We start from the raw sequence: 20,704 nt of genomic DNA, 5'->3' as shown, positions 1-20,704 counted from the left end.
CTGCGCCGGTTTCGTCCGTGGCCGTCCCCGGTGTTATCGTGATGCCCGCTCAAGGGGCTGTGGCGCAGTTGGTAGCGCGTCTCGTTCGCAATGAGAAGGCCAGGGGTTCGAATCCCCTCAGCTCCACCCGAGAGAAACCCCGTCCGACGAGCACCGATGTGCTCGGTCGGGGCGGGGGTTTTCTCGTTCCCGGGGCTGTTGGTGGCGCGTCAGAGGTCGACGTCGTGAAGGTCGATGAGCCCTTCCTTCACCGCCTTGAGCGCCGCCTCGGTCCTCGAGGTCGTACCCAGCTTGTGCGCCGCACTTCGGACGTGGTTCTTCACGGTGTTGACGCTGAGGAACATCTCGGCCGCGATGACCGCGTTGCTGCTGCCTCGCGCGACCTTGCGGAGCACCTCCATCTCACGGCGCGAGAGGCCCCACGGCGCCGACAGGTCGGCCTCGGGAGAGGTGCCCAGCCTCGATATCTCGGCGACGAGCCACGTCGACATGGGCGGCGGGACGACCACGGCCCCGCCGGCCACCTGACGGATGGCGTCGATGATCTCCGCGATGTGCATCGACTTGAGGAGGTAGCCGGTCGCACCGCTGCGCAGCGCCTCGAAGAGGTCCTCCGGGTCCTCGGAGTCGGTGAGCCGGACGAGCTTCGTGCCGGGCGACGCCTCGACGGCCGCCGCGCACGCCTTGACCGTGCTCTCCCCGCTCAGGGTCACCTCGGTGAGGAGCACGTGCGGCCGGTGGTCGAAGGCCGATCTCAGGAGATCCGAGACAGTGGACGCCTCACCCGCGAGCTCGAGGTCGGCCTCAAGACCGATGGCGATCTCGAGCCCGCGTCGGTAGAGCGGTTGGTCGTCGGCGATGACGATGCGAATCACGAGCGTCCCCCTCCTTGGGGCGCTCCTTCGGCGCCTGCCCCTCCCTCATCGTGACCGTGGGGTCGCCGCATCCGCAGGCGAAGGACTTCGTTTGATCCGCGTCTGGTCCGAAAGGACTGGGTCATTCGACATGGCCCCCTCCGAACGTCCTATGCCGTCCGCTCGCGTGGCAGCGTGAACCACATGACCCACCGAACAGATCACCCGCGGGCGCAAGCGGCGAGTCTCGTGATGGACCGGGCCATGGTCGCCGTCCTGTGGCTCGCCTTCGGCTACGGCATGTTCGGCGCCGTGCTGTCCATCTACGTCGCCGACATCCACGGGCGCCCGTCGATGCTCAGGGTCGGCGCCGTCCTCGTCCTGCTCGCCGGAGTCGCAGCAGCCGGACTGGCACAAGTGCAGACGCGCTCGAAGCGCTCGACGCGACGCTGAGGCTCGCCCGGCGCGAGTCCATCGCAGGAGCGGCACCGCTGTCGATAGCCAGCGGTGTGGTCGAATGCGCGGGTGGGCGTCGTCGACTCGCTGGACCGATTCCAGCGCAAGCACCCAGTCGTGGGCTACCCGCTCGCGGTCGTCTACAAGTTCTTCGACGACCAGGCCGGCTACCTCGTGGGGCTCATCGCCTACTACGCGTTCCTCTCCTTCTTCCCGCTGCTGCTCATCTTCACGACCGTCCTCAGCTTCGTCCTGTCGAGCTACCCCGACCTCCAGGAGCGACTGCTCGACTCGGCCCTGTCCGAGATCCCGGTCATCGGCGCCCAGCTGGGTGAGCCGCAGACGTTGCGCGGCAGCGCGACCGGCATCGTCATCAGCAGCGTCGTCGCGCTGTATGGCGGTCTCGGGGTCGGCCAGGCCTTCCAGTACGCCATGAACACGGTGTGGGGCGTGCCCCGCAACTCGCGTCCCAACCCGTTCCACGCCCGAGGACGCAGCTTCCTCCTGCTCCTGACGATCCTGCTCTTCGTCGTGCTCACCACCGCCGTCTCGGTCATCAGCGCCCGGGCGATCAATGAGTACCCGCTGACGACCCGGGTTGCGGTCACGGTGGCGACGTTCCTCTTCACCGCGCTGGCGTTCGGGCTCGGGATGCGGCGGGCCGTCGCGCTCGACCTCGGACTCAAGCAGGTCGCCGTCGGTGCCATCGGCGCGGCGCTCACGTGGCAGGGACTCCAGTACTACGGCGTCGGCTTCGTCGAGCGTGCGATCAGCTCGACGTCGGCGACCAACGGCGTCTTCGGGCTCGTCATCGGTCTCTTCGCCTTCCTCCACCTCGCGGCGTTCGGGGCGGTCTTCTTCGCCGAAGCCGACGTCGTGCGGGCCCACCACCTGCACCCGCGCGCGCTGCTCACCCCCTTCACCGACGACGTCGACCTCACCGACGGTGACCGGCGCGCCTATGCACAGCAGGCGCGGATCGGCCGGTTCAAGCAGTACCAGCAGATCGACGTCGACTTCGAGCGCCCGCTCGACCCGCCGGTGCCGGACGACGGGCCGGGCTCGGTCCGGCGCTAGGGGCCCTCGTCCTCCGCACGGATGCCACGCTGCACCATGTCGAGGGTCGCGAGCACCTCACGGAGGAACTCCGCCGCGGCCGCGACGACCTCCTGCGTCCGGTCCTCGCGCACGTCGGCGAGGACCTCGGAGAGCACGACGTGGTGGACGTCGACGAGTTCGAGCGGGCTGGTGCCGCGGTCGACCGCAGACCTCCCGAGCTCGTAGCCGAGCGTGAGCGCGGCCTCGCTGCGCTGCGGCAGGTAGCGCTGGAACGCCACGCGGTAGTCGCGCGTCAGGTCCTCGAGCTCACCCACCGCTCGGCCCACTCCGGGTGCCTGCCCGTATGCCGGCCAGGTGGGCGAGGCCCTCCTCGAGGTCGAGAGCCGTGGTGACCCCCGCGAGACCCATGCCCAGGCTGACCATCGCGAAGGCGACGTCGGGCTGGATGCCGACGATGACGGTGTGCGCTCCTCGCAGGCGGGCGATGTCGGCGATGGACCGCAGCGTGTTGGCGGCGAAGCTGTCGATGACGTCGAGGGCGGCGACGTCGATGATGACGCCGCGCGCCCTGTACTGACCGATCTGCTCGACGAGATCCTCCTGGAAGCGGACCATCTCCGCGTCGTCCAGGGCAGTGTGGACCGACGCGACGAGGATGTCCCCCTGTCGCAGGATCGAGACGAGTGCCGGTCCGGAGCTCACGAGCCGTCCGTCACCTCCTTGCGGGAGACGTGGTATCCGAGGAGACGCTCGGCCTCCTCGAGCCCGCCCTGCAGGTCGCCGATCGTGTTCATTTTGCTGAGGTCCACGCCGATCGTGACGAGAGTCTGCGCGATCGTCGGCGAGAGGCCGGTGATGATGACGCTCGCACCCATGAGCCGGGAGGCGTCGACGGTCTGCACCAGGTGGTTCGCCACCGTCTGGTCGACGTCGGGGGCACCGGTGATGTCGATGACGACGACCTTGGCCCGGTGCGTCCGGATGCCGCCGAGGAGCTGGACCGTGAGCTGCTTGGCCCGCTCGCTGTCGAGGACACCGATGATCGGCAGGATGAGGAGACGCTCGCGGACCGGCAGCACGGGGGTGGACAGCTCGCGGATCGCGTCCTGCTGCTGACGGATGACGCGCTCGCGCTCGTCGACGAAGCTCACCGCCACCGTGTTGGCGATGCGGTTGGCCGCCGGCTCGTAGGCGTCGAGGACGTGGTTGAGCAGGGCGACGTCGCCCTGGTACTTCTCGAAGAGCGAGCGGGCGAGCACGTCTCGCAGGAGCAGCACGATGCCGACGACCTCGTGCGTCTCGACACCGCGGGGGATGATTCGCTCGGACAGGTCGCGCGCGTAGTGCTGGAGGGCCTCGACGCTGCCGGTCTCGAGGACCTCGACGTAGTTGTCGTAGACGGACGTCGTCTCCGCGGCCATCTCCTGCGGTGTCATCGCCTCGAGGAGGTGGGCGTCACGAATGCGCCCGACCCACGCGTCGCGCAGGGTGGCGCGGTGCTCCCTCAGGTGCGCCACCAGCTGCGGCAGCAGCTGCTGAGCCTCGACGGACACCTCGTCCGCGGTGCGCTGGTCCGGGTTGGGGTCGCTCATCTCATGCCTTCCTCTCGAACCACTTGGTCATCGTGACAGTCGTGCCGTGGCCGCTGACCGACTCGACGGCGAACTCGTCCATGAGCCGCCGAGCGCCGGGCAGGCCCAGCCCGAGGCCGTTGTAGGTGCTGAACCCGTCGCGCAGCGCCTCGTCGACGTCGGGGATCCCGGGTCCGGTGTCGCGGGCGACGACCCGGATGCCGGCCCGCGGACGCTCGACGAGCTCGATCGTCACCTCACCGTTGCCGGCGAAGCGGACGATGTTGCGGGCGACCTCGGAGACCGCTGTCGCCAGCATCGTGAGGTCGGTGCCCGTCACCCCGGCGTCGGCCGCGAGCTCCCTCGCGGCCTGTCGCGCGGCGACGATGTCCGGGTCTCCGCTGATCGGGACGTGCACCTCGTCCTGTCGGGGAAGCGTCCGTCCGAGGAGCGGCTCGCTGAGCCGCGCACAGGTGGGGCACTCGAGCAGGTGCCGTGGTGCGTCCAGCTCACGTTGCCGGCGCCGGTCCGCGGCCGAGAGCGCGAGCAGCACGGGGCGGCACTGCTCGGTCGGCGGTTCGACGTCCTCGAGGACGAGGAGGTACTCGACCCGCAGGCGGGCGCGCGTCCTGGCCAGCTGGGCCGCGACGGCTCCGGGTGAGCTGCCGGTGGCCTCGCCGAGCCCCTTCGTGGAGTGACCACTCACCTCGTGGGCCAGCAGCAGCTCCCGCTCCCGGTCGGAGAGGCGCGCGAGCGCCTCGGTCATCGCGGACCTCTCCTCGGAGGCGACGACGATCTCCTCGCCGTCCTCCGGTCGGCTGGGGTCGTGGGTGCGGTGCCGGTTGCGTGCGTCGGTGTCGTCGCGACGCCACACCGAGGCCATGACGTTGCGGACCGTGCGGATCGCGTAGGCCTCGAGCGTGCGGGGCTCGATCCGGTCCTGCGCGGCGAGCACGCGGGCCACCGCCTCTTGGACGACGTCCTCGGCCGACGGGTGGTCGCCCATCCTGGCCCCGACGATGCGGCGGAGCATCGGCAGGAGGGCCTCGACGTCGACGTCGTGGCTCCCCTCCGGCGGCTCTGGCATCGCCTCCGCTGGGCTCACCCGTGCGACCCTACGCTTCGCAGCAACCGGTCAGGGGCTCTCACCTGCTGCGACGTCGACCTCGTCATCCGCGAGGTGGTCGAGCAGGGGGCTGTCCTCCAAGGGCGGCTCGTAGCCGGGCGGGGGTGGGGTCTCCCGTGACAGTGGCTGCTCGCAGCCGTCGTCGTGGTGGGTCGGGAGGTGCTGGTGCACGGGGTGTCCTGTCATGGGGTGAGATGGTCCGGTCCGGTTCGGCAGACCGCCTCCGGCCGCCGCCCCGACCCGCCCACACCTCGAGGTGGTGGAGAGCCTGGACGAGGACGAGCACGAGGAGTGGGCTCGTCAGGGCGACGATCTTCACGGTGCCGGCCGGAGGTGCCCCCGGCGGGGTGACGGCCCCTCACCCCGGGCGGGAGCCGTGCGGTCATCGGTCAGGGTGAGCCGCGGGTCGACGGGGAACGGGGCGATCTGCAGCTCGAGGCCCATGAGGCTGAGCCGCGTGGCCCGGACGACCGGTCGGAGGCCGTCGTCCCGGCGGACGAGGTCGGCCGGCACGGTGGCCCTCCGGCTGTCGATGCCGATGAACGTGCCGTCGGCCTCGCGCAGCTCGGCGACGAAGACGCCGGTGACGAAGACGCCCGACGGGACGAGGACGAGGCGCTGCACACGCAGACGCCCCTCGACCGTCGAGAGCCGTCCCAGTGGTGTGCGGAAGGTCCCGGTGAACGGCGCGTCCTCGAACTGGTCGAGCCGCGGGCCGCCGGCTCGCGGCCTGGGCCGGAAGGCGATCACGGTCATCACTCGCCTCCAGGGGCGGTGGTCGATGGTGCGGTGGCGCCGGCGGGAGGACCGGCGCCACCGCGGTGGAGGGATCGGGAGGGTCGTCAGAGACCGAGACCGGTGAGCAGGCGGTTGAGCAGCGCCGCGATGCCACCGAGCGGGCTGCCGGTGTTGTCGAGCAGACCGGCGACGGCGCACAGCAGGTTGCCGAGCAGCTTGCCGGCTCCGGGGACCGCCGTGATGTCGAGGGACACCGGGGCCAGGTCGATGACGAGGCCGAGGAGGTCGAGGTTGAGCGGGCCCAGGTCGAGGTTGAGGATGCTGCACCCGCCGGGTCCGGCAGCGGCGATGTCCTGGATCGGCGCGGTGAAGGTCGTGCCGCCGGGGGGCAGGCCCGTGCCGGTGATCGTGCCGGACAGCTGAACGACACCGTTCACGACGCTCGTCGTGAGGTTGCTCAGTGCGCCGGTGAAGGCAGTGCCGTTGGGCAAGGTGCCCGTGACGGGCAGCGTCGTGGCGGCCGGCTGGGCGGCGGCGACGGCCTTGGAGGTGGGTGCAGCGCTGGCGGCTGCCACCCCGGGACCGGCACCGAGGGCTCCGACGAGAAGGACCGCGGTCCCGGTTCCGACGAACTTGGACTTCAACATGACGTACTCCTTCATGGGGCGCCTGTGGGCCCCGTGGCGTTGGTTCCGTCCGTGGCGTGGAGGGGGACGTCGCGCCATCTCCCGCTCACACCGATGAAGACGCCAATGGGCGCAGGCCATGACGCGTCACGAGCCCTCGAACCAGGACCACCCGCACTCATCGATGCGGGGGACACGCTCAGAGCACGAGAAGGACCGGGTGCAACCTTCGCGTCATGCAGAAGGGGTCGACGCGTCCGGGTGCGCAAGCTCCTGCGACACGGCCCGCTCGCACAGCCCGAGGAAGGCGCCGAGAGCGATGAGCTCGTCCGGCGTGCGCGGTGCGAAGTCCGTGAGCACGCTCGAACGGACGAGGTATGCCGCGTGCTTGGCTCGCGAGACCGCGACGTTGAGCCGGTGCCGGTCGAGGAGGAAGCCGATGCCACGTGGCACGTCGGCGTGGGCGGAGGCCGCCATGGACACGATGGCGACGGGTGCTTCGCGGCCCTGGAACTTGTCGACCGTTCCCACCGAGACGTCCTCGAAGCCGGCGGCGTCGAGCGCCGAGCGGAGGGTGCCCACCTGGGCGTTGTAGGGGGTGATGACGAGGATGTCGCCCTGCCCGAGCGGCCGGGGGTCCTCGTCGGGCGACGTCTGCCACGACCGGCCCACGTGGTCACGGACGAGCCCGACGACGACGTCAGCCTCCTCGGGCGACCACTGCGCCCGGTCACGGTGCTCGACGAGGCGCACGTGAAGCCCGGGCTCGACGCCCTCGAGGGTCCGTTTGGCCGTCCGGTCCTCGTGCGAGAGCAGGCGGCCCTCGTAGGCGAGGCGCGACACCGGCTCGGTGAGGGCCGGGTGCATCCGCCACGTCGTCTCGAGGAAGTAGCCGTGCGTGGCCGGCAGGACGCGCTCGTCCTCCCGCTCCGCCCGGATCACCCACCCGAGGGCCGAGTCGTCGACCGGCTCGGGGTGCGTGCCCTGTGAGACCTGGGGCAGCTGCTGCGGGTCACCGAGGAGGAGCAGGCGGTCGGCGGACTCCGAGACGGCGAGGGTCTTGGCGAGGGAGTACTGCCCCGCCTCGTCGATCACCAGGAGGTCGAGCTGGCCCGGCTGGACCCGCTTCGGGTTGGTGAGGTCCCACGCCGTGCCGCCGATGACATAACCGCCCTCCTGCTCGGCGGCGAACCCGGCGAGGTCGTCGGCCGAGGCCAGGTCGGTCCACGGGGGCTCGGCGCGCTCCTTCGTCATCTTCGCCACCTGTTCGGGAGCGACCCCGGCCTCGACGACCGCGGCCAGGACGTTCTCGATCGCGGCGTGCGACTGCGCGCAGACTCCCACGCGCCACCCGTGCTCGCGCACGAGGCTGGCGATGACCTGCGACGCGACATAGGTCTTGCCGGTGCCTGGAGGGCCTTGCACCGAGAGCGCTGACCGGTCGAGGTCGAGCAGCGCCTCCTCGATGGCGCGGACGTGGCGGTCGTCGCCGTCGCCGACGGCGGGCAACGGTCGACCGGAGCGCAGGCGCGGCGGACGGCGCAGCAGGACGTCGACCCCGGCGCCGGCAGGCAGGTCCGGGAGCGAGGACTGGACGCGGCGAGCGAGCCGCTCGAGCGCGGCGTCGATGTTGGTCGTGCGGACGATGCCGCTCGGCACGAGCGCCACGGGCACGCAGTCGTGCTCGTCGCCGTCCTTGGGCATGAGCTCCTCGAGGGTGAGGACCTGGTGCACGTGCCCGTTGGGAGCCACGACGTCCTCGGCGCCGATGACCCGCACGGTCGCCGACGACTTCGCGTTGAGGTGACCGGGCAGCGCCTCGACTCCCAGCGGGGGAGGGCAGCCGTAGACCGCCGAGACGTCGGACCCGGGCCCGAGGAGGACGCCGCCCATCGGCTCGCCCTTGACGACGATCGTCCGGCGCGGACGCTGCCGAGGCGTGTCACGTCGCCATGGCTCCTGCAGCTCGCTGCTCTCGATGACGAAGACGCCGGGGTCGGACATCCACTCCGACACCGGCAGGCGGAGCCGGTCGAAGTGCTTCCACCAGAACGGCTTGTCCTCGCGGGCGTGGAAGAGGAGCGTGGCCGCGACCATCGCGACCGTCTGCTGCTCCGGCGTGCGGTCCTGAGGCTTGACCCCGTCGACCGTCGCCCGGAGCAGTCGCTCGAGCTCGAGCAGGGCCAGCCGCGAGTCGCTGGGGACCTGAGTGTCGACGTTGGGGAGTGAGCCGTCGCCCGCGAGGGGCGCAGCCGTCGCCCCGTTGGCGGAGCTCGCCGTCGCCTCGGTCTCGACGCGGCGCTCGAGGAGCCAGTTGCGCAGCAGCAGGGTCGAGACGCAGTCCTCCTCGTTGTAGTCGGCGATGTCGCGGATCTCGCGGTCGGCCGTCGCGTGGTCGTCCATCTCGGTGGCGAGGACGTAGCGGTGGTAGGCCACGATCGAGTCGTCGCCCTTGGCCACGCCCGCGGTGCGCGAGCCCATGTAGAGGGGCTCGAGCTTCTTGATGGAGTAGGAGCGCTGCGAGACGCGGACGGCCGAGCGCACCACGGCATACAGGTCGACGAAGACGCCCTCGCGCAGGAACTGGTCGATGTCGTCCTCGCAGACGCCATGACGTGCGGCGAGGCGGAGCAGGGCGGACTTCTCGTAAGGGGCGTAGTGGTAGACGTGGAGGTCCGGCCACGTGCGGCGCCGCTCGTGGAGGTAGGCGACGAAGTCGACAAGGGCCTGCTTCTCCTGCTCGCGGTCGTGCGCCCAGAACGTCACGAAACGCGGTTTCTCCCCGGCCGCCACGTCGACACCGTCGACCTCGACGAGACCGAAGAGGTACTCGAGGCCCCAGTCGGACGAGCCCCGCTCGCGCCAGAGGGGGTCGCCCTCGAAGTCGAAGAAGATGTCGCCGTCGCTCGGCTCGGGCATCGCCTGGAGCGCCGCGGCCGAGACGACCTCGGCGACGACCCTGCCCTGCGGGTCCGACTCCTGGACGAGCTGCAGCCGGGCCTGTTCGCGCAGGCGGGCGAGGGTCGACTCACGCACGTCGGGGACCGGCTCGGTGCGGACCGCGAGGTCGTCGATGGTCCTGACCCCGGCCTCCATGAGCCGGCGCCGCTGGGGGAGGCGCACGCCTGCGACGAGCAGGACGTCGCGCGCAGCCTCGGCCTCGGCCTCGCAGACCTCGCAGCGTCCGCAGGCGAGCCAGCGCTCGTCGCCCCACCGTGCCGACCCGTCGTCGCTCCGGTGCTCGTCGAGGACCTCGTCGAGGCGGGTTCGCCGGGCGGCGTGCACGGGAAGGATGTCGTCGAGCAGGTGGTCAGTGCTCTGCCCGCTGCCGAGGACGAGGCGCGCCACGGGCGCGGTCTCGATGCCCGCGGACCGCAGCTGCGCGGCATACGCGGCGATCTGGAGGAGCGCGGGGACGGAGGCGTGGCGGGCCAGCTTCGTGTCGCAGACGAGCCATCCCTCGGGGGTGCGCTCGAGGAAGTCGGCGTGACCGACGAGGCCGCCGTCGAAGAACGTCGCCTGGAAGACGACGTCGGTGTCGTCACCGCGCAGTGTGGTGATCGTCGTGTCGTGCGCGGCCGTCAGGGAAGCGAGGTCGTAGGCCGGTCGCGGGAACTGGCGGACCCGACCCGGGTGGGCCGCGGAGAGACGGAGCAGCTCCTGCCGCTCGTGGGCGTCGCCGAGCTCCTTGAGCCGCTCGAGCATCGCCTCGTCGGCGGTCTGGGGCCGTGGCACGCGTCCCAGCGTGACGTCGAGCTCGCGGACGAGCGCGAACTCGCACTGGGAGGCGAGGCGCAGGTCGCTCGGGCTGAGGACGAGCCGCCCGTCGTCACGGAGGAGGAACATGGCTCCACGATAGGGACAGCCACCGACACGTCCTCGGAGGCGCGAGCCATCCGGAGGGAACCTGCACCCACCGGAGGAAAATGTTCCCTCCGCACCCGCAACGTTCCCTCATGGGGAGCAAAAGTGCGGGGGCGGCGGGCTCAGATCCAGGAGCGGAACCACATGAGCCGCAGCCAGTTCTCGTAGGGCACGACCTGCCCGGTGTAGATCGGGTAGAACCACGCGAAGAGCGCGATCGTCAGCAACAGGTAGGCGCCGACGACGACCGCACCGATGCGTCGCCGCTCCCGCGACGCCGACCGCCCGCCGAGCACGAGCCCGATACAGAAGACGAGCCCCAGGACGACCCACGGCTCGAACGCCACCGTGTAGAACGCGTAGATCGTCCGGTGCTGGTAGAGGAACCACGGCCCGTAGCCGGCGAGCACCCCCGCCAGCACGGCACCGGCGCGCCAGTCCCGGCGCACGACCCAGAAGAACGCGCACACGAGCAGGGCCACGATCCCGACCCACCACACCGACACCGTGCCGATCGTGTGCACCGCCTGCGAGCACGACTCGACCGTGCACGACCCCTCGCCGGCCTTCGTGCCCTCGTAGAAGAAGGACGTCGGCCGCGCCTGGACCATCCACCCCCACGGGTTCGAGGAGTAGGAGTGCGGCGTCGACAGCGTGGTGTTGAACTGCCACATGTCCTGGTGGTACTTCACCCAGTTGCGCAGCACCGCCGGCAGCCACTGGATCCCCTCGCCGGGATGGAACGTGTCCCACTGCCGGTGGTAGCCGTTGCTCGACAGGAACCACCCCGACCACGAGACCACGTAGGTCACCGCAGCGGTCACGACGAGCTGCACCGCGGCATACGGGCCGTCCTTGAGCACGCCCTCGCGCCACCACGGACGGATGCCGACCGCACGCCGCGCGCCCATGTCCCAGAAGACCGTCATGAGCCCGAAGACCGCGAGGAAGAACAGCCCCGACCACTTCGTCGAGACGCAGAGCCCGAGCATGAGCCCCGCGAGCCAGCGCCAGGGCCGCACTCCCAGCCACGGACCCGCGGTCAGCGGTATGCCGGCCGGCTGGCTCCCGCCCCACGTCGCCAGCCGCTCGCGTGCCTTGTCGCGGTCGACGACGAGCGCGGCGAACCCGGCGAGCGCGAAGAACGACACGACCATGTCCAGGATGCCGGTGCGCGACATGGCGACGTGCGTCCCCTCGACGGCGAGGAGCAGCGCCGCGATGCAGCCGAGCATCGTCGAGCCGAACATCCGGCGCGCGACGCGACCGATGATGAGGATCGACAGCGTGCCGAGGAGGGCCACGGCGAAGCGCCACCCGAAGGGGTTCTCCGGGCCGAAGAGCCACTCGCCGGCGCCGATGAGCCACTTGCCGACCGGCGGGTGGACGACCATGTCGCCTGAGGTGCTGAAGACGTCGGTGTTGCCGGCGTTCCAGAGCTTGTCGGCGTCCTCGTTCTTGCCCTCCACGCGCAGCTCGACACCGTGCTGGATGAGCGACCAGCCCTGCTTGACGTAGTAGGTCTCGTCGAAGACGAGCGAGTCGGGCCGGCCGAGGTGCCAGAACCGGAGGAACCCGCCGACGGCCGCGATGAGGAGCGGTCCGACCCAGCCCCAGAGGGTGTCGGTGGGTCGGGTCCCGAGCAGGCGGGCACGCAGCTCGTCGGTCCGGGTCACCGGCACATCGTAGGCACCGGTTGCTGTGCCCGCCCGTGGGAGGATCGCGCCATGACTGCCACCGTGCCCGGCGAGGGTCTGCTCGTCCTGGCAGCCACCCCGATCGGCGACCCGCGCGACGCTGCGCCCCGTCTCGCCGACGAGCTCGCCGCCGCCGACGTCATCGCCGCCGAGGACACCCGCCGCCTCCGCCGCCTCTGCCAGGCGCTCGACGTCAACCCGCCCGGCTCGGTCGTCAGCTACCACGAGCACAACGAGGCTGCCCGGACCGCGGACCTCGTCGAGAGGCTTCGCGAAGGCGCTCGTGTCCTCATCGTCACCGATGCCGGTATGCCGTCCGTCTCCGACCCGGGCTACCGCCTCGTCTCGGCCGCGATCGGCATCGACGCCCGGGTGACGTGCGTGCCGGGGCCGTCGGCGGTGCTCATGGCGCTCGCCGTCTCGGGGCTGCCGGTCGACCGCTTCTGCTTCGAGGGGTTCCTGCCGCGCAAGGGCGGCGAGCGGGTGCGGGCGCTGCGCGCCCTGGCGCAGGAACACCGGACGATGGTCTTCTTCGAGGCGCCGCACCGCATCGCGAAGTCGCTCGCCGACATGGAGGCGGTGTTCGGCGGTGACCGACGGGCCGCCGTGTGCCGCGAACTGACGAAGACCTACGAGGAGGTGCGCCGCGGCTCGCTCGTCGAGCTCGTCGCGTGGGCCGACGACGGCGTCAAGGGCGAGATCACCGTCGTCGTCGCCGGCGCCGACGTCGCGGTCGGTGACGTCGACAGCCAGCTCCAGGGGATCCTCGACCGCGTCGCCGCGGGGGAGCGGCTCAAGGACGTGTGCGCCGACGTGGCGTCCGCGACCGGGCTGTCCAAGAAGGCGCTCTACGACGCGGCGCTCGCCGCCCAGCGCTGACGACTGGCGCCACCCGGACAGGGGGAGGCCGACATGCGGTTCGCGAACCCTGGCGTCGCTCGAGAACCGGTTCGAACCGGCTCACGAGCGCCGGGCCGGTTCGCGAACCGGTTCGTGCCGTTCAGGGACGGGGGCAGGTGACGCAGGTCCTCGCCGTCGGGCGGGCCTCGAGGCGCGCGGCCGCGATCTCGTTGCCGCACCGCTCGCACGTGCCGTAGCTGCCGTCGCCGAGCCGGGACAGCGCGGCGTCGACCTCGTCGAGGTGGCTGCGTGCCTGCTGGGCGAGGGCGTCGACCTGCGAGCGCTCGAAGGCAATCGTCGCGCCCTCGGGGTCGTGCTCGTCGTCGGCGTTGCTGTCGCGCGAGGCCTCGACGATCCGGTCGAAGTCGCCGGTGAGCGCGGCGAGCCGGTCGAGGGTCACCCGACGGTCGTCCTCGAGTGCGTCACGGAATCCGATCATGACGCCAAGCGTCGCACCGCCCGCCGACAGCCCAAGCCGCGACGTCAGGCGTCCGTCACGGCACGGGGTAGTCGACGACGTAGCTCGGCTGTCCCGACCGCGTGCTGTCGACCCGGTCACCCACGTCGTTGACGACGTGCTCGATCGCGCCCGCGTCGAGGTTGACCGTGAGCACGTGGTGCAGACGCACGCCCTCGCGCTCCGGGACCTGGAACCCGCGCTCGGTGACGATTGACTGGTCGTTGCGGTTGTAGACGTAGACCCCGCCGCCGTAGAGCCGGTGCCGGGTCACGTCGTCGGCGACCTTGTAGCCGGTCCACCCGCGGGTGCCGTCGGGCCGGTTCCAGTCCGCCTGGCTCGGCGGGTCGTAGGGCAGCTCGTTCTGGTAGAGCACGACCTCGCCGTCCTCGCCGTTCCAGATCGTGTTGTGCTGCTGGTAGTGCTCGACGAAGAGGCCCGTCGCGCGCACCCGGTCGCCGTTGACGACGAGTCCGACGCGGCCGGTGTTGGTGCGCCAGCGGTCGGTGTCGCCGACGGCGCCGGCCGTGAACGCCTCGATGCCGTGGTCCGCGCGCCACACCCACGCGTGGTCGATGAGGACGTCGTCGGCGTCGACCTGCAGCGAGACGTCGGCCTTGCCGACGTGGGGTCCGCCGACCCGGAAGTAGACGTCGCTCAGGGTCGTGCTCGGTATGCCGGCCGGTCCCGTCCCGCTCGCCGCGGCCGGTCCCGGTCGGCCCACCTGCATGAGGGCCGGCGACAACGTCGTGCCGGCGTCGATGGTCACTCCGGCGACGACGACGCCCTGCGCCCGCCGCTCGACGACGATCGGCACCGCTCCGCCGACGGCCGTGAGCGTGGCCTGACCCATGCCGAGGACGACCGTGTCGTCACGACGGATGACGAGGCTGCGGTCGACGTCGTAGATGCCCGGGGTGAGGAGCAGGTGCTTGCCACGGGCGAGCTGGCTCGCGAGCTCGGTCGCCGAGTCCGCCGGTGTCGCGACGTGGAAGGCGGAGAGCGGCAGGGTCCGCCCCGACGTCGCTCCTCCGGCCCAGTCGGTGCCACGTGACTCGGACCTCGCCGCGGGCACCTGCACCTGCCAGGCGCCGGACCCATCGACCCAGAGGTAGGGCTTCTCGCGGCTCACCGGTGTGCGCTCGAGCGTCGTGTAGGGCGGGTTGGGGAAGCCCTGCTCCGACGGAGCGCCGACGGTGCCGGCGAAGACCTGGTTCCAGACGCCGTTCGACCAGCCGCCCAGCTCGGAGTTGCGGGTGATCCACTGCTGCTGCGACCCGTTGATGACGAACTCGGTCCGCGCGTTCGCGATGAAGCCGCCGCTGGCGAACTGCGGCCCGGCGGTGCAGTAGTCCATGAGCGAGAGGTTGCCGCCGCGCACGTCGACCCGCCTCATCGACGACGCCTGCGAGACCGCCCAGAAGTTCGCCGAGGCCCGGCAGCCGTCCTGGCCGGCGCCGTTGACCTGGATGGTGAGGTTGGACAGCGAGCGCCAGAAGTTGTTGAGCGCCACGCAGTAGGGCTGGCTGGGCGCCTCGGGCAGGCAGCGGTTGTAGACCTCGACCTTGCCGTTGATGACGGTGTCCGACGGCGAGGCGCCGAGCCCTGCGACCTCGGTGTAGTAGCCGACCTTGATCTGGAGCGGCTGGGTGGCGCTGCCGTAGGTCCCCGGGCGGAAGAGCAGGCTCCAGCGGGCGCTTCCCATCTCGTCGTCGACCTGCTGGGCGTGGATGGCGTCGGCCCGCGCCTGGATCTCCGCGACCGTCATCGACGGGTCGAAGACGACGACCCGGGGGCCGAGGTCGGCGATCGGAGCCGGCGGAGCCGCAGCCACTCCTCGGGCCACAGCGGGAGCTGCGCCCGCGGCCGCACCGGCGGCCGGTCCGGTGACGAGCGCTGCGGCGAGGGCGAGCGTGCCCGTCGCGAGCAGTGCGAGCAGGCGTCGGGCGCGCTGCGGTCGGGGAGCGGGGAGGTGGGGCATGAGCAACGCCTTTCGCCGACGAGGCGCCGATGCCTCGACCGCCAGCATGCCAGCGGTCTGTGACACGCGCCACAGCCCGATCGGGTGGCCGCCCTCGCGCCGCCCACCCGAGGTCGGCCGTCGCCCCGGGCCGAGATGTCTGCCGCGCTCGTTAGGTTGGGAGGCATGCAGACACGAGCACTCGGCAACACCCAGGTCGGCGCGATCGGCCTCGGCCTCATGACCTTCGACCAGACGGGGAGCCAGCCCCGTCAGCAGCTGCTCGACACGGTCACCGCCGCGCTCGACGCCGGCGTGACGCTCTTCGACACCGCCGACGCCTACGGCCCGGGCGACGAGAAGGGCGCCGACGCCCAGGGCGAGAACGAGCGGCTCATCGCCTCGATCCTCGACGAGCTGGGGGTGCGCGACCGCGTCCTCCTCGCCACCAAGGGCGGCCACGTCCGCACCGAGGGCGGCGGCTGGGACACCGACAGCTCGCCCGCGCACCTGCACCGAGCGGTCGACGCCAGCCTCGAGCGGCTCGGCGTCGAGCAGCTCGCGCTCTGGCAGCACCACCGGCCCGACCCTGACGTCCCCTACGACGAGGTCATCGGCACCCTCAAGGAGGTCGCCGACAGCGGCAAGGTCGCACGGGTCGGCCTGTCCAACGCGAACCCGGAGCAGATCCGCGCCGCGCACACCGTCCTGGGCGACGCCCTCGTGAGCGTCCAGAACCAGTTCAGCCCGGCGTTCCGCAGCAGCCGACCCGAGATCGACGTCTGCGAGGAGCTCGGCCTGGCGTTCCTGCCGTGGAGCCCGCTGGGTGGCCTCGGTGACGCCAAGGACCTCGCGGAGAAGTACCCCGCCTTCGCCGAGGTCGCCCGCGACCACGGGGTGAGCGCCCAGCAGGTCGCGCTCGCGTGGGAGCTCGCGCAGTCGCCGGTCGTCATCCCCATCCCCGGGGCCAAGCGACCGCAGTCGATCACCGACTCCGCGGCCGCCGCCGACCTCGAGCTCACCGACGAGGAGCTCGCGCGGCTTGACGGGTGACCGGAGGACCCGGGTTGGCCGGAGGAGCCGGGTACGGGAGGGCGGGGCGTGGGTCCACGATCTGCGTGCGCCGGCATACCCCTCGGTAACGTGCGAATCTCACACGGGAGTTAGGTCTCCCTGAGAAGGTGCGGTGTCAAGGGGCGGGGTACCTTTCGTCCATGCCCACGACGACGCTCTCCCCGCGCGGGACCACGGCGCGGAGCACGACGATCGCGCTCAAGCTGCTCATGGCAGTGACCGGCCTGGTCTTCGTCGGATATCTCCTGCTCCACATGTACGGAAACCTCAAGGCGCTCTGGGGAGAGGAGGCGTTCAACACCTACGCGGAGCACCTGCGGACCTTCGGCGAGCCGATGCTCCCCTACGGCGGTCTGCTGTGGATCGTGCGGGTCGTGCTCATCGTCTCGCTCGTCGGGCACGCGTATGCCGCCTACACCCTCTGGAGCCGGGCGGGCGCCGCGCGTCGCACGAAGTACGCGGCCGTCAAGAGCGCGGCGACGTCGCAGTGGATGCGCTGGGGCGGGACGTTCCTCCTCCTCTTCGTCGTGTGGCACCTGCTGCACTTCACGATCGTCAAGATCTCGCCGAACGCCGACAAGCAGGGGCCCGACGTCACGGCCAACCCCTTCCAGCTCGTCGTCGCGAGCTTCGAGGTGTGGTGGATGGTCCTCATCTACGTCGCCGCGATGGTCGCGCTCTTCATGCACCTGCTCCACGGCGTCTACAGCGCGCAGCAGACGCTCGGCTGGACCGGGACCCCGAAGGCGCGGGCCCGGGCCCGCACGGCCGGCCTCGTCATCGCGCTGGTCGTCGTCGTCGGCTTCCTCATCCCGCCGCTGTCCATCGCCTTCGACCTGATCAACTGAGGTGTCGCGAACCATGACCGAGAACAACACCGGACTCGTCCAGGGCATCTACACCGAGGGCGCGGCCATCCGCGACCACAAGGCGCCGGACGGCCCCATCGAGCAGAAGTGGACGCGGCGCAAGTTCGAGGCCTCGCTCGTCAACCCGGCCAACCGACGCAAGATGTCGGTGATCATCGTCGGCACCGGGCTCGCCGGTGGCGCCGCCGCCGCGACCCTCGGCGAGGCCGGCTACCACGTGAAGTCCTTCTGCTTCCAGGACTCCCCGCGTCGTGCGCACTCGATCGCCGCGCAGGGTGGCATCAACGCCGCGAAGAACTACAAGGAGGACGGCGACTCCGTCCAGCGCCTCTTCTACGACACGGTCAAGGGCGGCGACTACCGCTCGCGCGAGACCAACGTCTACCGCCTCGCCGAGGTGAGCGCCAACATCATCGACCAGTGCGTCGCGCAGGGCGTCCCGTTCGCCCGCGAGTACGGCGGCCTCCTCGACAACCGCTCGTTCGGTGGCGTCCAGGTGTCGCGCACGTTCTACGCCCGCGGCCAGACGGGGCAGCAGCTCCTCATCGGCGCCTACCAGGCCCTCGAGCGCCAGGTCGCCGCCGGCACGGTCGAGCAGTTCACCCGCCACGAGATGCTTGAGGTCATCGTCGACGGCGAGGGCGCCGACCGCCGCGCCCGCGGCATCATCGTCCGCGACCTCGTCTCCGGTGAGATCGAGACCCACCTCGCCGACGCGGTCGTGCTCGCCTCCGGTGGCTACGGCAACGTCTTCTTCCTCTCGACCAACGCGATGGGCTCCAACGTCACGGCGACGTGGCGCGCGCACCGCAAGGGCGCCTACTTCGGCAACCCCTGCTACACGCAGATCCACCCGACGTGCATCCCGGTCTCCGGTGAGCACCAGTCGAAGCTCACGCTCATGTCCGAGTCGCTGCGCAACGACGGCCGCATCTGGGTACCGAAGAACCGCGAGGACTGCGACAAGGACCCGCGCGAGATCAAGGAGGAGGACCGCGACTACTACCTGGAGCGGATCTACCCCGCCTTCGGCAACCTCGTGCCCCGCGACATCGCCTCGCGCCAGGCCAAGAACGTCTGCGACGAGGGACGCGGCGTCGGCCCGGTCGTCGGCGACTTCCGTCGTGGCGTCTACCTCGACTTCGCCGACGCCATCTCGCGCCTCGGCGAGGACGCGGTGCGCACGAAGTACGGCAACCTCTTCGACATGTACGCCCGGATCACGGGCGAGGACCCCTACAAGACGCCCATGCGGATCTACCCGGCCGTGCACTACACGATGGGTGGCCTCTGGGTGGACTACGACCTGCAGTCCTCGATCCAGGGTCTCTTCGTCACGGGTGAGGCGAACTTCTCCGACCACGGGGCCAACCGCCTCGGCGCGTCCGCCCTCATGCAGGGCCTCGCCGACGGCTACTTCGTCCTCCCCAACACGATCCGCGACTACCTCGCCAAGGCCCCGAAGCTCGACCTCACCGAGGAGAGCCCGTCGGTGCTCGAGGCCCGCCGGGCCGTCGAGGAGCGCACCCAGCGCCTCCTCGGCATCAACGGCGAGCGCAGCGTCGACAGCTTCCACCGCGAGCTCGGCAACATCATGTGGGAGTACTGCGGCATGGAGCGGACCGAGGAGGGCCTGCTCAAGGCCATCGACCTCATCCGCGGCCTGCGCGCCGAGTTCTGGCGCAACGTGCGGGTCCTCGGTGCGGCCGACACCCTCAACCAGTCGCTCGAGAAGGCCGGCCGCGTCGCCGACTTCCTCGAGCTCGGCGAGCTCATGTGCATCGACGCCCTGCACCGTCGCGAGTCCTGCGGCGGCCACTTCCGGGCCGAGAGCCAGACCGAGGACGGCGAGGCCCTGCGCCACGACGACGAGTTCGCCTACGTCGCCGCGTGGGAGTTCACGCCGGCCACCGACGAGGGCGAGGAGTCGTCCTTCGGCGCCGGCATGGGCGCCCCGGTCCTCCACAAGGAAGACCTCGTGTACGAGTTCATCGAACTGAAGCAGCGGAGCTACAAGTAATGAGTGGCCTCATGAACCTCACCCTCAAGATCTGGCGCCAGTCCGGCCCCGACGACAAGGGCCGGCTCGTCACCTACCGGGTGTCGGACATCAGCCCGGACATGTCCTTCCTCGAGATGCTCGACGTCCTCAACGAGGAGCTCAACGCCAAGGGCGAGGAGCCGATCGCGTTCGACAGCGACTGCCGCGAGGGCATCTGCGGCATGTGTGGCCTCATGATCTCCGGCCACGCGCACGGCCCCGAGCGGACGACGACGTGCCAGCTGCACATGCGCTCGTTCAAGGACGGCGAGACGATCACCGTCGAGCCGTGGCGCGCCGAGGCGTTCCCGATCGTGCGCGACCTCGTCGTCGACCGCGGCTCGTTCGACCGGATCATCCAGTCGGGCGGCTTCATCTCGGCCAACACCGGCTCGGCCCCGGACGCGCACGCGACCCCGGTCCCCAAGGACAACGCCGACCGCGCCTTCATGGCCGCCGAGTGCATCGGCTGCGGCGCGTGCGTCGCGGCCTGCCCCAACGCGAGCGCGATGCTCTTCATGGGCGCCAAGGTCACGCACCTCGGCGAGCTGCCCCAGGGTCAGCCCGAGCGCGACGCTCGCGTCGTCTCGATGGTCAACCAGCACGACCACGAGGGCTTCGGCGGCTGCACCAACGTGGGCGCCTGCTCGCAGGCCTGCCCCAAGGGCATCCCGCAGGACGTCATCAGCCAGCTCAACATGGACCTGCGCACCGCGCTCCAGCACGGTCGCTGAGCCGACTAAACCTCGAGCACCCGGCACACCGAGAAACCCCCGGTATGCCGGGTGCTCTCGTTCCCGGCCCGGTCGCCGTTCCGCTGGCGACCAGTCGGGACCTGTATGACGAGTCGGGGCCCCCGCGAGCCCCGACTCGTCATACATCCCCCGACTGGTGAGGGCTGGGGACAACTCCGCGGCAGGACCGGCGACGCCTGCCATCCTCGGGACATGCTCGGCCCGCCTCGTCACCCTCCGTTCGACCCAAGCCGCTTGTCCAGGACCGGGGACCTACGGCGGGTGGGGACCGAACCGAACCGCGGTGGATGGCGGCAGGTGCGCACCGGCGTGTGGTTGCCGGAAGGTGCCTTTGACTCCCTCGCGCCCGTCGACCGACATGCCGCCCTCGTGCACGCCACGATGCGAACCCACCCGTCGGGGGAGTCGGTGACGTTCGCGGGGGAGTCCGCCGCCGCGGCTTGGGGGCTTCCACGGATCAGCGCGTGGCCGGGCACGGTGCGACACCTTGTGACGCGCCGAGGGGTCAGCGGGTCGTCGGTTCTCCGTCCGCTGCTGGGTGCCGAGGCCGACGCGGTGAGGGTGAACGGGCTGCTGGTCACTCCGCCGGCGCGGACGGTGGTCGACCTCGCGCGGTACGGCACGCTGGAGGATGCGGTCACTGCGGCGGACTACTGC

Annotated in this window: 19 protein-coding genes and 1 tRNA gene; 8 read left to right on the top strand and 12 right to left on the bottom strand. The window is 70.9% G+C overall.

All coding sequences use genetic code 11. From position 1 onward, the window contains the following. Positions 1-53: 53 nt before the first annotated feature. Positions 54-126 (top strand) — tRNA-Ala (locus N798_RS11720). 83 nt (positions 127-209) lie between these two features. Here the strand turns inward: N798_RS11720 and N798_RS11715 are convergent. After that, positions 210-875: a LuxR C-terminal-related transcriptional regulator gene (locus N798_RS11715; RefSeq protein WP_035948719.1), complete on the bottom strand. Its 666-nt coding sequence runs from the start codon at positions 873-875 to the stop codon at positions 210-212. A gap of 243 nt (positions 876-1,118) precedes the next feature. On the opposite strand from N798_RS11715, the gene N798_RS11710 reads away from it, so the two are divergent. Together N798_RS11710 and N798_RS11705 are read left to right on the top strand one after the other, a co-directional pair. After that, the gene (locus N798_RS11710) at positions 1,119-1,307 is read left to right on the top strand and encodes a hypothetical protein (protein ID WP_035948716.1); all 189 of its coding nucleotides are present in this window, start codon (positions 1,119-1,121) and stop codon (positions 1,305-1,307) included. Between the two features lie 72 nt (positions 1,308-1,379). Next, on the top strand, positions 1,380-2,387 hold the full coding sequence (locus N798_RS11705) for a YihY/virulence factor BrkB family protein (protein ID WP_035948714.1): 1,008 nt from the start codon (positions 1,380-1,382) through the stop codon (positions 2,385-2,387). Here N798_RS11705 and N798_RS11700 read toward each other — a convergent pair. From N798_RS11700 to N798_RS11665, 9 genes are all read right to left on the bottom strand, one after another. Continuing rightward, positions 2,384-2,683, bottom strand: coding sequence for a phosphatase RsbU N-terminal domain-containing protein (locus N798_RS11700; protein WP_035948713.1), 300 nt, complete (start codon positions 2,681-2,683; stop codon positions 2,384-2,386). The two genes, N798_RS11705 and N798_RS11700, sit on opposite strands and share 4 nt — an antisense overlap. Further along, positions 2,676-3,071, bottom strand: a complete 396-nt coding sequence (locus tag N798_RS11695; protein WP_035948711.1) for an STAS domain-containing protein — start codon at positions 3,069-3,071, stop codon at positions 2,676-2,678. The genes N798_RS11700 and N798_RS11695 overlap by 8 nt, the downstream gene beginning before the upstream one ends. Further along, entirely contained in the window at positions 3,068-3,961 is an 894-nt protein-coding gene (locus N798_RS11690; RefSeq protein WP_035948710.1) for an STAS domain-containing protein, read from the bottom strand. The genes N798_RS11695 and N798_RS11690 overlap by 4 nt, the downstream gene beginning before the upstream one ends. 1 nt (position 3,962) lies before the next feature. Then, the gene (locus tag N798_RS17830; RefSeq protein WP_229708554.1) at positions 3,963-5,045 is read right to left on the bottom strand and encodes a sigma-70 family RNA polymerase sigma factor; all 1,083 of its coding nucleotides are present in this window, start codon (positions 5,043-5,045) and stop codon (positions 3,963-3,965) included. 30 nt (positions 5,046-5,075) lie between these two features. Then, positions 5,076-5,252, bottom strand: a complete 177-nt coding sequence (locus N798_RS18155) for a hypothetical protein (RefSeq protein WP_156971715.1) — start codon at positions 5,250-5,252, stop codon at positions 5,076-5,078. A gap of 129 nt (positions 5,253-5,381) precedes the next feature. After that, positions 5,382-5,822 carry a hypothetical protein gene (locus tag N798_RS11680; RefSeq protein ID WP_035948708.1) on the bottom strand — a complete coding sequence of 147 codons (441 nt, stop codon included), beginning with the start codon at positions 5,820-5,822 and terminating at the stop codon, positions 5,382-5,384. A gap of 86 nt (positions 5,823-5,908) precedes the next feature. Further along, positions 5,909-6,451, bottom strand: a complete 543-nt coding sequence (locus N798_RS11675; RefSeq protein WP_229708557.1) for an ABC transporter substrate-binding protein — start codon at positions 6,449-6,451, stop codon at positions 5,909-5,911. A 213-nt stretch (positions 6,452-6,664) separates the two neighbouring features. Further along, positions 6,665-10,276 carry a TM0106 family RecB-like putative nuclease gene (locus tag N798_RS11670; protein WP_035948707.1) on the bottom strand — a complete coding sequence of 1,204 codons (3,612 nt, stop codon included), beginning with the start codon at positions 10,274-10,276 and terminating at the stop codon, positions 6,665-6,667. Positions 10,277-10,416: 140 nt separating this feature from the next. Then, positions 10,417-11,970, bottom strand: coding sequence for a dolichyl-phosphate-mannose--protein mannosyltransferase (locus N798_RS11665; RefSeq protein ID WP_035948705.1), 1,554 nt, complete (start codon positions 11,968-11,970; stop codon positions 10,417-10,419). A gap of 51 nt (positions 11,971-12,021) precedes the next feature. Here N798_RS11665 and rsmI point away from each other — a divergent pair, with 51 nt between their 5' ends. Then, complete coding sequence (gene rsmI, locus N798_RS11660) at positions 12,022-12,870, top strand: 16S rRNA (cytidine(1402)-2'-O)-methyltransferase (protein ID WP_035948704.1); 849 nt, start codon at positions 12,022-12,024, stop codon at positions 12,868-12,870. 121 nt (positions 12,871-12,991) lie between these two features. On the opposite strand, the gene N798_RS11655 is transcribed toward rsmI, so the two are convergent. Then, positions 12,992-13,330, bottom strand: coding sequence for a TraR/DksA family transcriptional regulator (locus N798_RS11655; protein WP_035948701.1), 339 nt, complete (start codon positions 13,328-13,330; stop codon positions 12,992-12,994). A 55-nt stretch (positions 13,331-13,385) separates the two neighbouring features. Continuing rightward, positions 13,386-15,329 carry a hypothetical protein gene (locus tag N798_RS11650; protein WP_035948700.1) on the bottom strand — a complete coding sequence of 648 codons (1,944 nt, stop codon included), beginning with the start codon at positions 15,327-15,329 and terminating at the stop codon, positions 13,386-13,388. A 165-nt stretch (positions 15,330-15,494) separates the two neighbouring features. Between N798_RS11650 and N798_RS11645 the strand changes: the two genes are divergently transcribed. The 4 genes from N798_RS11645 to N798_RS11630 all read left to right on the top strand — a co-directional run bounded on the left by N798_RS11645 (position 15,495) and on the right by N798_RS11630 (position 20,026). Beyond that, positions 15,495-16,361: an aldo/keto reductase gene (locus tag N798_RS11645; protein WP_035948697.1), complete on the top strand. Its 867-nt coding sequence runs from the start codon at positions 15,495-15,497 to the stop codon at positions 16,359-16,361. A 161-nt stretch (positions 16,362-16,522) separates the two neighbouring features. After that, entirely contained in the window at positions 16,523-17,230 is a 708-nt protein-coding gene (locus N798_RS11640) for a succinate dehydrogenase cytochrome b subunit (RefSeq protein WP_035948694.1), read from the top strand. A 13-nt stretch (positions 17,231-17,243) separates the two neighbouring features. Then, positions 17,244-19,271 carry a fumarate reductase/succinate dehydrogenase flavoprotein subunit gene (locus N798_RS11635; RefSeq protein ID WP_035948692.1) on the top strand — a complete coding sequence of 676 codons (2,028 nt, stop codon included), beginning with the start codon at positions 17,244-17,246 and terminating at the stop codon, positions 19,269-19,271. Positions 19,272-19,282: 11 nt separating this feature from the next. Beyond that, positions 19,283-20,026: a succinate dehydrogenase/fumarate reductase iron-sulfur subunit gene (locus N798_RS11630; RefSeq protein WP_035948689.1), complete on the top strand. Its 744-nt coding sequence runs from the start codon at positions 19,283-19,285 to the stop codon at positions 20,024-20,026. Positions 20,027-20,704 lie beyond the last annotated feature (678 nt).

Origin of the sequence: Knoellia flava TL1, assembly GCF_000768675.1 — a bacterium.
Classification (GTDB): Bacteria; Actinomycetota; Actinomycetes; order Actinomycetales; family Dermatophilaceae; genus Knoellia; species Knoellia flava.
This window is presented reverse-complemented; position numbering and strand designations above follow the sequence as displayed.

Excerpts from the sequence above, each read along its gene's own strand:
- rsmI (WP_035948704.1), top strand. The coding sequence starts at position 12,022 with ATGACTGCCACCGTGCCCGGCGAGGGTCTGCTCGTCCTGGCAGCCACC.
- N798_RS11670 (WP_035948707.1), bottom strand. The coding sequence starts at position 10,276 with ATGTTCCTCCTCCGTGACGACGGGCGGCTCGTCCTCAGCCCGAGCGAC.
- N798_RS11655 (WP_035948701.1), bottom strand. The coding sequence starts at position 13,330 with ATGATCGGATTCCGTGACGCACTCGAGGACGACCGTCGGGTGACCCTC.
- N798_RS11630 (WP_035948689.1), top strand. The coding sequence starts at position 19,283 with ATGAACCTCACCCTCAAGATCTGGCGCCAGTCCGGCCCCGACGACAAG.
- N798_RS18155 (WP_156971715.1), bottom strand. The coding sequence starts at position 5,252 with ATGACAGGACACCCCGTGCACCAGCACCTCCCGACCCACCACGACGAC.
- N798_RS11650 (WP_035948700.1), bottom strand. The coding sequence starts at position 15,329 with ATGCCCCACCTCCCCGCTCCCCGACCGCAGCGCGCCCGACGCCTGCTC.
- N798_RS11635 (WP_035948692.1), top strand. The coding sequence starts at position 17,244 with ATGACCGAGAACAACACCGGACTCGTCCAGGGCATCTACACCGAGGGC.
- N798_RS11645 (WP_035948697.1), top strand. The coding sequence starts at position 15,495 with ATGCAGACACGAGCACTCGGCAACACCCAGGTCGGCGCGATCGGCCTC.
- N798_RS11640 (WP_035948694.1), top strand. The coding sequence starts at position 16,523 with ATGCCCACGACGACGCTCTCCCCGCGCGGGACCACGGCGCGGAGCACG.
- N798_RS11710 (WP_035948716.1), top strand. The coding sequence starts at position 1,119 with ATGGTCGCCGTCCTGTGGCTCGCCTTCGGCTACGGCATGTTCGGCGCC.
- N798_RS11690 (WP_035948710.1), bottom strand. The coding sequence starts at position 3,961 with ATGAGCGACCCCAACCCGGACCAGCGCACCGCGGACGAGGTGTCCGTC.
- N798_RS11680 (WP_035948708.1), bottom strand. The coding sequence starts at position 5,822 with ATGACCGTGATCGCCTTCCGGCCCAGGCCGCGAGCCGGCGGCCCGCGG.
- N798_RS11675 (WP_229708557.1), bottom strand. The coding sequence starts at position 6,451 with ATGTTGAAGTCCAAGTTCGTCGGAACCGGGACCGCGGTCCTTCTCGTC.